The following is a 17,162-nucleotide window of genomic DNA, read 5'->3' as shown; positions in this document are numbered from 1 at the left end:
CCAGGGAAACCGACAAGGTCTGGTATTACGGCGCGACCCAGCTCAGCGACGAGATCCATGTCGACTTCGTCACCGAGCCGGGGCTGCTCGGCGACCATCACCTGATCACCCGGCTCACCCGCAACGGCGACGCCTCCACGTTCGACGCCCAGGTCCAGCTCGACTTCCAGGCCCAGGACGAGAACGGAACCTACGTCTGGCGGCCCGATGACCTGGTGTTCGACGCCGAGGCGCGCAAGCATCTGCCACTGCGCGATCTGCAGCGGCTGCTGCCGGCCGAAAGCGATTTTCTCGCGATCATCGTCGACGCGCTCGACGGCAACGATCAGGTGGTCGTGGGGCCGACCGTCGTCAAGAGCGTCTGGATCGACGCCGGGCCGGGCGATGACCGGGTCGAGATCCGCTCGGGCCAGCCGATCCTGGTCGATGCCACCGAGGGATCCACGCGCAACGACGAACCGGCGGATGCGTTCGATCTGGGACAGTTCGACAGCGATACGACGTTCACGGGCCTCACCCTGGATAGCCCCATGGACGAGGACTGGTACCTGGTGACCTTCGGGCTCACTCCCGGCACAGGCGACTTGCTCGCCGTGCGCAGCCTGTCGGAGCAGGACCGCCTGCGCGTCGAGCTTCGCGACACGGCGGACAACGTTTTGCTTCCGGTTCGAAGCGGCAACGGGCGCGTCGACGTGGATCTGGGCGGGCTGGGACTGCAGGCGGGCACGGCGTACCGCCTGCACCTGTTCTCCGATCGCACACCGACGGTCTACGACATCGCGCTAGCCTTCGAAGCCACACCGGATGCAGCCGAGAGCAACGACACGATCGAAAGTGCCTTCCGGCTCGAGGCCATGCAACGGATTTCGCAGGTGAGCGGCCTGCGGCTGCAGTCCGCCGCCGACGCAGACTGGTTCACTTTTTCGCTGCCGGAGGAGGATGTCTCGATTGCCAACCTGCGCACCCCGGCGGATGCGATCCGGCTCGCAGCGGTTTCAGGCGGCCCCTATACGTTCCAGCTTCTCCGGGCCGATGGCACTGTCGTGCAGACGGCGGGCGCCGATGGAGCGCTGGCGCTCGGGACAATCGAGGCAGGCAACTACGTGCTGACCGCCGGCGAGTACCGCCTGAAGGTTACCGGGACCATCGCCGGGCGCTACGACCTGCACGTGTCCGTCGGCCGCGGGCGCGGCGATGTGTTGGATCTCAGCCCGGGCACCGCGATCGACTTGAGCAGTGCCACGCGCATCTTGCGCCGGGACCTGATCCTGGGCGGCGCCGGTGACGACGTGCTGTCCGGGGGCTCGGGCGAGGAATGGATCTTCGGCGGGCCCGACAACGACGTGCTCTCGGGCGGGCTCGACCGCCAGGCGAGCGACATCCTGTTCGGCGAAGGCGGCGACGACGTCTTCCAGTTGATTCCCGACGGGCTGCCCTTCATCAAGGGGACGCAGCGCACGCTCATCCCGACGCTCAGCGACCGGTTCGAGGGCGGCGACGGTGCGGATCAGGTCCTGTTCCTGGGCGGCGAGCTCGACCGGTTCGGCGAGGCAGTTCCGGACCACGTCGCCATCCGCTACAACAGCAAGATCCATCGCTACGAGCTCACGAGCCTGGTGTGGGATGTCGCCAACCGCGAATTCGTGCGTGAGCCCGACGGCAGCTTCGCCCAGCGCTATCTCTATTACCAGCCGCGCAACATCGAAAGCACGGTGATCGACACGCGCGCCGGCGACGACGAGGTTCGCGCCGATCCCGGATACCGGTTCCCCGGAACGGATCCGGAGTGGGGCATTGCGCCGGGCGACCTGGAGCAGCGCGGTCTCAACGCGGCCCTCACCACGCTCACCATCCGCGGCGGGACAGGCAACGACCGCCTCTTCGGCGGCGCCTACAACGACGCGCTCGACGGCGGTGCGGGCCTCGATTTCATTCTCGGTGGTGAAGGGAACGACCGGATCACGGGCGGCGATGGCGACGATCAGCTTGCGGGCGACGGGCAGTCGCCGGCGCCCGGCGATTTCAGCGTCCTGCCGCCCGACGCGTTCGAATACACGACCCGCGTTGGTGGCGCATTCGGCCGCAACGATACCGCGCCCTTCGCTGCGCCGCTCGGGCCCGTTGCTGCGAATACCGTTCTGGGCAATCTCAATTTCAGCTACGGCGACACGGGCGACTGGTACGTCATCCCGACGCCGGATGCGTTGCGCACCTTCGATACTGCGGACGCAGCCTATCTCTCGCCGCAGATGATCCAGGTTCTGAACGAGGCCGGTCAACCGCTGGAGGGCTTCGATCCCGCACGCCATCTGTTCCTCTTTCCCGCTGTGTTCGGTCCGGGGCAGTCCTTCGCACCGGCCGAACGCTTCGTGGGCGTGCCGGAGTTCTACCTGCTGCACCTTGTGAATCCTCAGTTCGTCAATCAGCAAACCACGCCTCGTCCCGAACCGGCCGGGCCTTATCGGCTGAGCTTCACGGCGCAGGTGGGACAGTCGATCCACGTACCGGCCGCGGTCGACACGTTCACGGTGACACCAGCCGGCGGCGCCGACCAGCCCGTGGTCATTCCGCTCGGCGACATCGACGGCAACGGTTTCAACGACTTCATCGCAGCGGTACGCGAGAACGTCTCGGTGCCGGTCACCGTCGCCCGCCTGGTCTTCGGCAGCACGACGCCGGGCGACGCGACATTGGACAGCGACGGACCGACGCTCCGGATCCCCGCGCAGGTCCTCGCCGCTGCCCAGGACCCCGGCGTCTTCGGCTCCCGACGGGCATTCTTCGCCGCCCCGGGCGACTACAACGGCGACGGTCTCGACGACATTGCCATCGCCATCACCGACACGGCGGGCGGAAGCTACGACGAAGAAGGGGTCTACCTGATCTTCGGCAAGAGCGGTCCGTGGGCCGGCGAGCTCGACGTGGTGGGTGATGCCGATGCCGTCATCGCGATGACGGGCACTTTCTCGATCAACAATGCCGGGGACGTAGACGGCGACGGCAAGGACGATCTCCTGATCGGAAAGACCGCAGGCGATCCGCTCAACCGCGCGTATCTCTTCTACGGCCGGGACGACTGGTCGCCAGAGAGCCTGTTCCTGGCGGACTTCAACGATGCGGGCGGAGCGGCCTCGCTCGACGGGGTGACCATCGACAACGCGCCGCCGCCCGGGAGCGCCCAGGTGGCGGGCTTGTGGCACGTGTCGAGCGGCCGGGATACGGAGCCCGGGCATTCGGCATCGTCGAGCCTCTATTTCGGCCAGGGTGAAGCGTCCGCCGGCGGCGGGAACTACAACGTCGGCCACACGGCCGGGTCGTTCACGACGCCCATCATCGACCTCACGACGGTCCGGAGCGCCGAGCTTTCGTTCAACTCCTTCCTGCAGACCGAGGGGACGGCGCCAAACTTCGATCACGCCCAAGTCTCGATCTCGGCCTCGTTCGAGGGCGAACCGTTTGGCGCGTTCATCCCGCTCGTCTCCAACGCGGCACAGGGCGCCGGCGGGCTGCCCGATCCGTCGGGAGGCTGGCAACGCGTGGCGGTGGATTTGCAGAACTTCGTGCAGAACCCCATCACCAATCCTGCCGGCAGCCGAGTCCAGATTCGCTTCGAGTTCGACACTCGGGACTCCGCGTCCAACGCGCTCGAAGGATGGTATGTGGACGACGTTCTGGTGCGAACGTTCCTCCAGGAGAGTTCCGCCGACGTGGTGTTCCAGGGCGACTTCAACCTTGGCGCCAGCGAGACCGGGATCGGCGACATCAACGGCGACAGCATCGACGATGCGGCCATCGTAGATGCCGGAGTGTCGACCGGACGAATCTACCTCATGTACGGCGCGGCGCGCGGCGAGGGGGCATGGGTTGGCGGCTTCCCGGATCAGTTCGCCGATGTCACGCTGCTTCCCGAAGACGGGCTGTCTTTCGGCGGCTTCCAGCTCAAGCCGGCTGGCAACGTGGACAATGATTTCATCGACAGCAACGACAACGGGCAGCGCGATCCGGGCGAGCCTGAGCTCGATGACCTCGTCATAGCGGGACCCGACACATCCTACATCGTGTTCGGTGGGTCACCATTGACGGCGGCGAGCGAACCGGTCTCGCTCACTTCCCTGCTCGCGCAGACGCCGAGGCAGGCGGTCAAAGTGAATACCGGCAGCCTCTTCTCGCTCGGCGACAGCAACGGCGACGGCTTCGACGACCTGGGCGCGTTCGTGATTTCGAACTATCCCACGCTCGACGAGGCATCCCAGGACCGCCATGGCGTTGGCCATGTCTTCTACGGTGGCGCGCGCGACGCGTTCGCTCCGTCGGCGCCCGATCTGGTGCTGGAGCCGGCGGTGTCCGATTTCGGATTGTTTGCCAACGCCGGGCGTTTCGAGAACGTCCGCTCGTACAAGTTCGCCGGCATGGGCGATATCAACGGCGACCAGCACACCGACTTCGCTCTGGCCGACGGCCTGGGCGGCGTGGTGCATGCCTACCTGGGGCGTGCGCCGCTGCCGGCCACTCCGCAGCCCCCGGATGTGATTGGGGTGACGCGCGAACTGTTTGTCTTTTCCCTGGCCACGCCGCTGCAACCTGTCGTTGCCGATCCACAAGGCGTGACCTTGCCGCGACAGTCGCCAGCACCGATTCCGGTGGCGGCAGCGTTTGCCCTGACCGGCAGCCGCAGCAACGAGGCGCTGGGCCAGAGCCGGTCGCTCGGTGATTTGAACGGCGACGGTTTCGAGGATCTCCTCATCACGGGCTTCTCGGCCAGTTACATCCTGCTGGGACCGGTCGATCTCGACGCTTCGGAGGGCATCGCGACCCGGGCCAACATCAGGTTCGACGCAGCGAGCCTGGAAACGCCGGCGACCGGCCACGGCGACCTCGACGGCGACGGCTTCGACGACCTCGTATTGCGCAGCGCCACCGCGTCGAATCGGCTGATGGTGGTGTTCGGCAGCGCCGACCTTCCGGCGACGCTGACGGCGGGCGCCACCTCGATCGTCTTCGATCAACCGAACATAACGGACGTCATCATCTCCGCGCATCTGCTCGATTGGGACGGCGATCACAAGACCGACATCCTGGTGCGCGCAAGCGATCGCGCCTATGTGATCGCGGGCAAGGACCTCGTCATCGACGCCGAGTTGCAGGGGCATGTCGTAAACGTGGCGACGATCGCCCGTGCCGGCAGCGAGGGCCTTTCCGCCGATGCGTTCGTCCCGGGCGACGTGAACGGCGACGGGCTCGACGAGGCGCTGTTCCTGGATGCCGTTGAGGCCGCGACGCAGACGGCATACCTGTTCCTGGGGCGGCGTTCCGGCGCCGGTCCGACCGAACTTACCCTGGACACCGCAGACGCGTCCTTCGACATCGGCAGCTTCTTCGTGCCCGAGTCCGGCGTGGCCTCCGGCAGGCTGCAGACCGCGGCGGTCGGAGATCTGGACCGCGACGGCTACGACGACATCGCGCTGTGGCGCACCCTGGAGCTCGATGCAGCAGGCTCGGCCACGCTCTACCTTTTCCGCGGATCGGCGCAGTTCGCGCTCGGGGCCGCGCAAGCGCTGAGCGGCGACGATGCCGCGGTTCGATTCCAGCGCCAGCAGGCCGCCGACTTCGGCGACACGGTCTCGGTGGACGGCATCCTCAGCGTGACCAGCGGCGACTGGGACGGCGACGGCCAGATCGATCTCGCCGTCGGCGAGTCGTTGCGCGGCGGCATCGGGCCGGGCTCGACCATCATCGACATCCAGCGGCGCGGCGTCGTGCACGTGTTTCGCGACATCGGAGATCGCTTCGGCGGCACCGGCGCGACGTTGAACCTGGCCGATGCCGACGTTGCCCTCACGGGCGAGCAGGATCTCGATTTCTTCGGCGCATTGGTGGCGGGCACGTCACTCGATGTCGACCGGGACGGCATCGACGACCTGCTGATCGGAGCACCGTTCGGACAAGCCGCTGCCGGCAAACTCTACCTGGTGTACGGCGCGCGGCCGGCGGATCCGAGCGTGCTCGAGGATGCGGCCAATGCCATTGCGCTGGAAAACTTCCCGATTCCGGGATCAGGAGCGTTCCTGGGACGAAACGACATCTTCGGTCAGGTTCCGGACGTAGACATCGACGGCGACGGCGAGCCGGATTTCGTGCTGCTGCCCGGCCAGGATCGCTGGTACCGCTTCACCACGCTGGGCGACGGTCAGGCCGGCAGTCAGATCGTGCTCGCGCCGGGGTTCGAGGCCGCGCGCACGGCGCTGCTGCACGGCAACGACGCGCGTTTCGATCCGACACCATCGGCCGACGACAGTCCGATCGAGCCCGGAAACACGCTTTCCATCGGCACTGAAGCCGGCGACCAGGTCATCCTCGAGGTTGACCTCTCGCCCTATCTCGATCGGCGCAACGATCCGACCGCAATCGAGCGGGCGCTGCTGACGCTGGATTACCCGTCGCCCTTCGCCACGCAGGGCCCCGGCGCACCGGTGCTGCTTACCGATGCGAATGACATGCTCTTTTTCTCGGCATCGAATCCGGCCAGCGGCCGCGAGCTCTGGAAGAGCGACGGCACGGTCCTCGGCACCAGCATGCTCCGGGATATCAACCCAGGCCTCTTCTTCGCGGGACCCGATCTGCTCGGCCTGAGCGCCAACCCGCAGAACCTGATCGACGTCGACGGCACCCTGTACTTCACCGCCACCGACTTCAGCTCGTCTTTGCCGACCGGCACGGAGCTGTGGAGGAGCGACGGGACAACCGCCGGCACGGTTCTCGTGAAAGACATCAACGCCGGTGCGGACTCGTCCGATCCGGCGAATCTGGTGAACGTCAATGGCGTGCTCTACTTCACTGCCAACACTACGGCGAACGGTGTCGAGTTGTGGCGCATTGATCCCGACCCCGCGCTCGGCGCGGTCCTGGTGCGGGACATCAACCTGTTCTTCGGCGGCACCGCGAGCGCGAATCCTGCCCATCTGACCAACGTCGACGGCACCCTGTACTTCACCGCCACCGACGGCAGCAGCGGCGTCGAATTGTGGCGCAGCGACGGCACGGCGGCGGGTACCACGCTGGTGAGCGATCTCAACGTCGCGCCCGGCGCCGGTTCGAATCCCGCGAACCTGACCGCCATCGGTGGCACCCTGTTCTTCACCGCCACCGACGGCGTCGACGGCATCGAGTTGTGGCGCAGCGACGGGACGGCGGGGAGCACGACCCTGGTGCGCAACATCAACACCGCGGCCGGTACCGATTCCAACCCCACGAACCTCACCGACATCGGCGGCGTTCTGTACTTCACGGCCGACGACGGGGGCGGCACCGGGTTGTGGCGCAGCGATGGCAGCGGCGCCGGCACGGTCCGGCTGGCGGATGTGAACGCTTCGTTCGCCGGGTTGAGCACCTTCGATCAGCTCACGGCGAGCGGCGATTCGATCTACTTCACGGCGTTCGAACCGACGACCGGCGTCGAGCTTTGGCACTACGACGTGGCGGCGAATACGTTGCAGCGGCTAACCGACATCGCGGCCGGGCCTGTCAGCGCCGAGCCATCCGCGCTCACCCTTGTTGGGGACTCGCTGTTTTTCGCCGCGGATGCCGGCACGCGTGCACCGGAGCTGTGGAAGAGCGACGGTTCCGTGCAGGGCACGGTGAAAGTCAGCGCCGATCCGCGTGGAGTCGGCGAGTTGCACACAGTCGGCAGCACCGTGTACTTCACGGCCAGCGATGCGCAAGGCGCGTCGGGGCTGTGGCTCACGGACGGAACGGCGGCGGGCACGAAGCGGCTCGTGGACGCGGGTTTGATCAACCGCAGCATGCAGGTCGCGGTGCTCGATGCCGAGGGCGACGGGACGCCCATGCCGCTGGATGCGACCGCCGCCACCGGCACGGTGGCCACGCGCGATCTCTCGACGGTCAGCGGCACACAGCCGATCGAGGTCGATCTCACCAGTGCGGTGCGCGCCGCACTGGCGGGCGGCAAGACGCGGTTGACGCTCAGGCTCAGCCTCGACAGCCCCAATCCGGGCAATCCGGTCGTCATTTTCTCTTCGACCGATCTCGCGCATCGCACCGGGCTCGAAGTCGTCACGCGTGAATCGAGCGGGGTCGTGGCCGACCTCTACGACGCGCACGGCGCTCGGTTGGCGCAAGGCCAGTCGATCATCGATTTGCGCACGCCGGAGGCGGGGACCTTCTATCTGAAGGTGTATAACCCGGCCGCCGCCGAGCAGACGGAGCCGTTGTCGTTCAGTCTCGAGGCCGCGCCGCCGATCCCCGGGTTCTCGCAACCGGCGTCGGACCGCGATCTGATCCGTGGCTCGGATGGCGACGACATACTCATCGGCAATCGGCATCTCGATCGCCTGTTCGGAGAGCGCGGCGTCGACCTGTTCGTCGCCGAAGCCACCGAGATCGGCGAGACCCTCGAACCGGGCGAATCCCGGCGCGATCCCTTCATCGGTGAGGAAACGACGGTCAGCCAGCGTGAGCTGCCGCCGATCGATCCGAGCATCGATGCCTACTTCCACGACCGCGCGCTGCACGTGGCGGTGGCGCGGGCGCTTGGCATCCCGGTCACGACGACCGGCGACGGCACGCTGCTGGTGCAGGAGCCGATCCGCGCGAGCCAGATGGCGGAGCTGCGGCATCTGGATCTGACCGGGCTCGGGATCGCCGACCTGCGCGGGCTCGAGTTCGCCACCAACCTGCGTTCGCTCGCGCTCGCCGGCAACCGGGTGAGCGAGCTCTCGCCGCTCGCGCCCGCCATCGTCACCGTCGGCGAGGCGATCGGCAACCCCGTGGGAGCGAGGCGGCTGGAATATCTCAGTTTCGATTTCAATCCGGTGACCGATTTGAGCCCGCTTGCAGAACTGGCCGGGCTGAAGGCGCTGAGTCTCGATAACGAACCTCGCATCACCGTGCCGCAAGTCGACGGCAGCCTGTACGTCCTCGACAATCCGACACCCGGCACCTCGAGCCAGTTCGGCCAGGTCATCGCGGCGTCCGCCGACTATGTGGTCGTATCGTCCCCGTTCGCGGACAGCGGCGCCGATGACGCCGGCCTGGTTCACGTGTTCGCGGCCCGCGACGGAAGTCTCCTGAGGACGATCGCGCATCCGCAGCCGCAACTCGGGAGCCGCTTCGGCTCCTCGCTCGCCTTGGACGGCGACCTGCTCGCGGTCGGGGCACCGGCCGACGACGTGGGCGGCGTCCAGGATGCCGGCGCGGCCTACGTGTTCGATCTGAGGAGCGGCGCGCTCCTGGCCACCCTGACGAAACCTGGGTCGCTCGCTGCGGGGGACAATTTCGGCTCGGCCGTCGCACTCCGCTTGAACACGGTGGTCGTGGGCGCGCCGGGGGACGATACCGGTGCGATCAACACGGGCGCCGCGTTCGTGTTCGCGGCGAGCACAGGCAGTCCAATCGAGCGATTGCCGAATCCGACGCCGACCGGATCGGAAAGCTTCGGTGCGTCGCTCGCGCTCGAGGGGGACACGCTGGTGGTCGGAGCCCCGAGCGCTCTCGTATCGAGTGTGAACGCCGGCGAGGCGCATCTGTACGACCTGGAGCGCGGAACGCGGCTTGCGACGATCCCCAATCCGGCGCCGCTGGGGTTTGCCGACTTTGCGCGCTCGGTCGCAATATCAGGGCAGCGGGTCCTGATCGGAGCGCCTGGAACCGTGATCCTCGGTGTCAATCCGGCGGCGGCCTACCTGTACGACAGCGCGACCGGATTGCCGGTCGGCACGATCCTCGATCCCGATCCGGCGCTCGCGGGCTTTGGCGCGTCGGTCGCGCTCCGAGGCGATGTCGCGTTGGTCGGCGATGTGTCCACGCCGCTATTCGGTTTCAACGACGGAACCGCGTATCTGTTCGACGTCTCCGACGGCCACCTCGTGCGCACGCTCGAGCCCAGCCCGATTCCGAGGGGTGGTGGCTTCGGCTTTTCCGTTGCGCTGCCCGGCGCAACAGTCGTTGTCGGTGCACCGGGAGCAGCGCAGGTGCACGTTCATGAAGGCGTGCGGGTGATGGATGCCGGTCCGCTCGCCAACCTGGGAAGCCTCGAATTCCTCAGCCTCTCCGACCAGCAAATCGATCGGCTCGACGCTCTGGTCGATCTCGACCAGCTCGATTCGCTTTACCTCGACGGCAACCGCATCGGCGAGATCGGTCCCTTGCTGGGCCAGCAGACCGTCGATGACAGCGATCCCGGGTTCACCGCTTCTTCCGGGTGGCTAGCGAATATCGACCCGGTCAGCGGTGCCTTCGAGCAAGACTATCGGTTCATCCGGACCGCGGGCCCGATCAATCCGGAGCCGCAAGCGGCGGAATGGGTGTTCAGCGACCTCGACCCGGGCGCGTATGCCGTGCTGGTGACCTGGCCCGAAGCGGAGAGCCGTGCGAGCGATGCGCAGTACTCGGTCTTCGACGGGGCCGCCGCCACGCCGCAGACGACCGTGCCCGTCAATCAGAAGCTGGCGCCGTCGGGAAGCGCACTGGGCGCTGTCTCGTGGCAGTTACTGAGTGTCGTCGACAATGCCAGCGGGATCTTGCGCGTGCGGCTCACGGATACGGCCGCGGGAGTGGACACGGTGGCAGCCGACGCCGTGCGGATCGTCGCCGTCGATGCCGCGACTGGCCAGGACCGAGCGATCCTGCCCGCACTGAACGTTCTCGATCTGGCGGGCAATCCGCTGGACAACCGGGCCTACGATCTCTATCTCGGACCGTTGCAGCAGCGCTTCGGCGCCGGACTGACGGTCGATACCGATGCCGCGCCCGCGCTGCGCATCGGGCCGCTGCGCGACGGGCCGTCGCGGGCGCTGCAGCTCGACGGCAGCGACGACTTCGTCGAGATTCCCGGCAGCGCGAGCCTGGATATCCGCCGCACGATGACGATGGAATTGTGGATGCAGGCCGATCGCGCCGCCGACGGCACGCTCGCGTTCCCAGCCGGCACGCAGTGGATGCCGCTCGTGCAGAAATCGAGCGGCGTGCTCGGCGCGCGGACCTACTCGCTCTGGCTCGAGCGCAGCGGCTTCGTCCTGCTGACCTCGGCCGACACGGCGGGCGACGAGTTCATCCAGACCGCGGCCGGGGTGATCCAGCCGGGACAGTGGTACCACGTTGCCGGCGTCATCGACCGCGATGGCGGATCGCTTCAGCTGTTCGTCCACGATGCCGCCGGCACGCGGGTGGCGTCGATCGCCGGGACCGTGCGCGCGACCGATGCGGTCTCCACCGCGATGCCGCTCGAGCTCGGCCGCACCCTGGAGATCGATTCGACCTACACTGCGTTCAAGGGAACGCTCGACGAAGTTGCCGTCTGGAACGTGGCGCGCACGCAGGGCGAAATCGAGACCGGCCTGTTCACGCAACGATCGGGGACGGAAGCGGGCCTGGCCGGCCACTGGCGATTCGAGGAAGCGGGGGGCCAAGTGGCCTTCGATCGCTCGGCGAACGCGAACCATGGCTCGCTCGGCGACGTCCCCGCGCCGCTGCTTGCCGGCGCAAGCCCCGCGACCGGCCTGGTGCTGCGCTTCGACGGTATCGACGACTTCGTCATCTCGCCGAATCTACGCAACGCTTTCCCCGATGAAACCGTGACGCTGGAAGTGTGGTTCAACGCGATCGCGCCCGGCGTGATCGTGAGCGAGCTCGGCACAGCCGCCATCAATACCTCCTGGCACGACAGCCAGATCGAGATCCTCGCAACCGGCGAGGTGCGGGCACGCGTCTGGAACCTGCCTTCCGTCAGCCTGGGCGTGGCCGCATTCGGGACGTGGCAGCACGCGGTGCTGCGCTACGACCGCGCGTCGCTCGCGCTGGATGGATTCCTCGACGGCGTGAAATCGTTCGAGACGGTCTTCGGTGATCGCCAGGCGCCGTGGGAGGCGGGCGGCACGGGCGCCCTGTTCTACGCGCTGGGTCCGACCGATGCCACCCATCTCGGCAACGGCGCCTTTTTCAAGGGCCGCATCGACGAGTTCCGGGTGTGGAACAGCGCGCGCACCGATGCGGAAATCCAGGCCGACCGCCGGGTCGTCCTGTCCGGGGCCGAGCCGGGTCTCGCAATGTACTGGCAGCTCGATCAGATCGATTTCCTCAGCACGCCGGATCAGTCCGGACACGGACTGATCGGCACGGTACTCGGTCCGACATTCCAAAGTGCCGTTCCTGGCCGCGTGTATCCGCTCCTCGGCACCGATGGCGACGACGCGGTATTGGTTACGACCGCGGCGAGCGACAACTCCGGCGTCACGCCCATCGTTCGCGACAACAACCTGCACCTCACCGTCGCACCGGGAACGACCGGAACCGCGGCCATCGCCGTGCGAACCTCGGATCGCACCTTCGCCGGTCGTACCGATGACGTGCGATTCGACTTCACTGCGGACGTCCATGCGATCTATGGCAGCACGTTCGCGGACGCGGACCGGGACGGCGTGAAGGACGCGGGCGAGGGCGCGATAGAAAATGCCGCGCTGTTCCTCGACGCGAACGGCAACGACGCCCCGGATCCCGACGAGGCGATCACCTACAGCGACCTCAACGGCCGCTACGCTTTCACCGATCTGCCGCTCGTACCGCGATCGCAGCTGGTGTTCTCGACCGATTTCGAAACCGAGGCTCCGGCGCAGTTGAGCGGCGTCACCACGACCGAACCGGTTCAGGGTTATACGGGGCTCGGTCCGACACAAGCGCCGTTCAGCGGCAACTTCCTGCGCATCGCCGAGGGCGGCGCGCCGAGTGCGGTCGCCACGGTGACACTGACCGATCTGCCCGAGCATTCGAGCATCGACCTCGGCTTCCTGCTCGCGATCATCGATACCTGGGACGGGAGCGGCCCGCAGCCGGATCTCTTCAACGTCACCGTGGATGGCGCATCCGTATTTGCGGCGACGTTCACAAACGTGAATCAGGCCGGGTTCGTGCAAGGCTATCGACCTTCCGTTGCGAGTGTCGATCTCACGCCCGAAAGCGAACGGTTCGTCGATCGAGGGTTCGCGCAGGTGGCCACGGTGGGCGACGCGGCCTACGACATGAGCGCCGAGGCACGATTCAAGGCGATCCCGCACAGCGCGAGCACGTTGACCATTCGCTGGTTCGCGAACGGGAGCGGACTGGAAACCATCGGTAACGAGTCCTGGGCGATCGACAATCTCACGGTAACGTTGAACGGCCTGCCGCCCGCGCCGGTGCGCGTGGTGGAGCAGCCGCCCGCCGGATGGCAACCGACCACCGGCACCACTGCCGTCGGCGCCAGCGGCGAGCGGGTCGGAACGCGGTCGGTGTCGTTCACGGCGTCCGACCCCGTGGCAGAGAAAGTCGACTTCGCCCATGTCCGCGTCGTCGCCGCGGGCGCCGACCGGCGCGCGAACGAGGGAGTGGCGATCGCCTTTACGGCAGCCGTGACCGATCCGGATGCGGCCAATGGTGGCAACATCGACCTCGCGTGGCTGGTTCGCGATCCGAGCGGCACGACTGCAGCCGAGGGCAGCGGTGCGACCTTTTCGTTCACGCCGATCGACGACGGGACCTACCGCGTGCTGCTGAGCGCGACGGATCTCGACGATGCCGGGCAGACCTATCAGGACGTGATCTTCGTGTTCGCCGGCAATGTCGCGCCGACCTTCGACGCCGGCGCGGATGGCGCGCTCGACGAGGGCGAAGCACTCGCCCGCACGCTCACCTTCACGGATCCGGGCGCAGACACGTGGACCGCGACGGTGGACTACGGAGACGGCTCGGAGATCGTGTCGATCCCCGCCACGGAACTGATCGATCGGAGGCTCGATCTCTCTCACACGTATCGCGACAACGGAGCCTTCGCCGTGGTTGTCCGTGTCACCGACGACGACGGTGACACCGCGACCGATACGTTGCAGGTCAGCGTGGGCAACCTGACGCCCACTGCCGACGCCGGTCCCGACCGGACGGTGACCGAAGGCGCCTCGGTCGCCTTCGGCCCGGCGGCCGCCGATCCCGGCGCAGGCGATACGCTTGTCTACGAATGGAGCGCCGTGGCGAGCAACGGACAGGTCGTCCCGGTGGCGACCGCACCGGCCTTCACCTTTACACCGGCCGATCAGGGCACCTACACGGTGACGCTGACCGTGACCGATGACGACGGCGCGGCGGTCACCGACACTGCCGTGATCACCGTGACCGATGTCCCGCCGAGCGTAGCGCTCGCCGGGGCGGCGAGCGCAGCCGAAGGTGCGCCTTACCTGCTTCGGATCGACGCCGTCACCGAGCCCGGCGCCGACACCGCGACGCAATTCCAGGTGCATTGGGGCGACGGCACGCTGGCCGAGACCGTGACGTCAGCCGCGCTGGCGGTGGCAGGCGGCACGCTCGCGCACACCTATCAGGAAGGTGCTGCGGCGCGCACGGTCACGCTCGACGTGGTGGACGAGGAAGGGACCCACGCCGGGGCCGGCAGCCTGGCAGTGAGCGTACAGAACGTGGCACCGGCGCTCAGCGGTCTCACGCGCAGCGCGACGACCCTCGCCGAGAACGGCAGTCTCACGCTCGGCGGCACCCTTACCGATGCCGGTCTCCTCGATACGCATACGGTGCGGATCGACTGGGGCGACGGCACGGCTCAGTTGGTGGCGCTGGCTGTGGGCGCTCGCGAGTTCGCAGTCGTACACAAGTACCAGGACGATGTTGCTTCGGGGACCGCGATCCGGGTTCAGGTGAGCGACGGCAGCGCCGACTCGGCCGAGTCAACCGCCGCGGTCGCGGTGCGCAACGTGGCGCCGACTCTTGCCGTGCTGACGCTGTCGCCGTCTGCGGCGACCGAAGGCGACGTGCTCATGCTCATCGGCGACGTGGACGACGCCGGCACGCTCGACTCCCACAGCCTGAGCGTGGACTGGGGCGACGGTACGCCGGCCGAAAGCTCCACCCTCGGCGCGGGCGGCACTTTCAGTCTGAGCCATCGCTACGGCGTGCCCGGCACCTACCCGGTGACGACCCTGGTGAGCGACGATGACGGCGGCATCGTCAGCGACACGCGTCCGGTCGCAATCGCCAATCGCCCGCCGGTGATCGCACCGGAGGGCTTGGGCAGCTTCGAGGAAGGGGTGCCTTTCGCGCGAACGGTGCACTTCGGTGATCCGAGTGGACAGGAAGACGACTGGACCGGCACGGTGCGATACGACACCGGCCCGGTGTTGCCGCTGACTTTGAACGAGGACCAGAGCTTCACGCTGCAGCACGTCTTCCCGCAGGATGCGGCGTCGCATACGGTGACGGTGATCGTCACCGACCGCTTCGGCGGGAGCGATACGAAGACCTTCGACGCCGAGGTCGTGAACGTGGCACCGACCGTGCGGGCGGGTCCCGATGTGGGGCTCCGCCCGGGTGCCACGCTATCTCGGCAGGTGATCTTCGCGGACCCGGGAACGGATACGTGGGCGGCGCAGGTCGACTTCGGAGACGGCAGCGCACCGCTCACGCTGCCGAACCTGACCGCGAGGAGTTTCGATCTCACACACCTCTATACGCAAACCGGCCGCTTCGAGGTGACGGTGACCGTGAGCGACGACGACGGAGTATCCGAACCCGACGCGTTCTTTGTCGACGTGACGACCCAGCTGCCGCTCGAAGTCACTGACATTACGCCTGCCGCAAGCGGTTTGCGCGTCGGGTTCAATCGCGCCCTGGACCTGACCGCCCTGAATCTTTTCGGGACCGACGCCGAAGGAACCGGCGCGGCCGATGTCATCTTGCGCGGAGCGACGACCGGACCGGTCAGAGGATCGCTCGTGGTGAGTGTCGACGCACGCTCGATGACGTTCGTGCCAACCGGCGGGGCGCTCGCGCCCGACACGTATACGGTGACGCTGCGCAGCGCCCAAGGCGGGCTGAAAGACCAGGACGGCTGGATGCTGGATGGGAATGGCAACGGCATCCAGGGGGACGACTTCGTCACCTCGTTCACGGTCGCGCCGTCGACCCGCGTGCTGCGTGTGCCCGACTTCGCGCGCGGCCCCGGCCAGACGATCAACCTGCCGGCAACCCATTCCGCCGCCGGCATTCCGATCCAGCTTATCGGCGGAGCGGGTATCGGCTCGGCGTCCTTCGATCTGCGTTTCGATCCGGCGCTGCTCGGCGTGAACGGCATCACCAAGGACGGCGCAGCGGTACTGGACAGCGCCGTTGTCGTCGCGGATATGAGCCAGGCCACTTCGGGCTTGATCCACATAGAGCTTACGAGCCTGACGGACCTGCCGGATACGCCGTTAACCGTACTCCACGTGCAAGCGAGCGTGCCGGCCAGTGCGACCTATGGCGCTGCGCACCTGCTCGACATCCAGGGCTTGCAGTTCAACGGCGGGACGCTGGATGGCGTCGATGACGACGGGCTTCACCTGGTGGCCTACTTGGGCGACACCGATGGTCGGGCGAGCTACTCCTCGCTCGACGCTCGAAACGTCCAGCGCGTGGTGGTGCGACTCGACAGCGGTTTCGATGCCTATCCGCTGATCGACCCCGTGATCGTGGGAGATGTCAACGGCAATGCCCGGTTGGACTCGATCGATGCGCGGCTGATCCAACGCCGAGTGGTGCGCATGGCGGTACCCGAGCTGCCGGAGCTGCCTTCGCCGCTGCCTGTGGTGACCGTCATGGGGTCGGACGCGGCGCGCGAAACCTCCGGGCGACCGACCGTCGGCGATAACTTCGCGCAGGCGAAACTGCGGGCGACGGACGCGGCTTCCGCGTTCGGCTTCGGTCACGACCTCGAACGGGGAACCATCGACGCCGGCCCATTCGCCCTCGACCCCGCGTGGCAGCCGGCAGATGATACGAGCACGGAGCGCGTGCTCGGAAAGGCGCGCAGCGCCAAGGTCTCGGCGCAGGTGCCGTTGCGCACGCTCGTGTCCACACCCGAGTTGTTCGCCGTCCCGCGCTTGTCACATGAAGGGGAAGCTGGCCTAACGGCTGCGTCCTCGGCTGCGATCGACTGGACTGCAGGGGGGCAGGGAGCCGCGAGCACCCGGGTAGCTTCGATTCCGGGCGGCGCTCCCTGGGTAAGTGACTTTGTCGGCAACCTGGGCCGTGGCGATGCCCAAGCCAATCCGAATAGCAAGCTGAGGATCGAGCTGGCAACCGCGGCCGTCGTGCCACCTCCTGGGAGGTACACGCCGCCGAGTTTGGCGACGTGA

The 17,162-nt window shown here is 67.2% G+C and carries 1 protein-coding gene (only partly in view); it reads left to right on the top strand.

Annotated elements, in window-relative coordinates; all coding sequences use genetic code 11:
- Positions 1 to 17,162, top strand: the 3' portion of a protein-coding gene (locus GEV05_14240; GenBank protein MPZ44531.1) for an LEPR-XLL domain-containing protein. It extends 13,189 nt beyond the left edge of the window; 17,162 of the gene's 30,351 nt are visible here — the last part of the coding sequence; the start codon falls outside the window, past its left edge; it ends in the stop codon at positions 17,160 to 17,162.

This window comes from Betaproteobacteria bacterium, from assembly GCA_009377585.1.
GTDB lineage: Bacteria > Pseudomonadota > Gammaproteobacteria > Burkholderiales > WYBJ01 > WYBJ01.
This window is presented reverse-complemented; position numbering and strand designations above follow the sequence as displayed.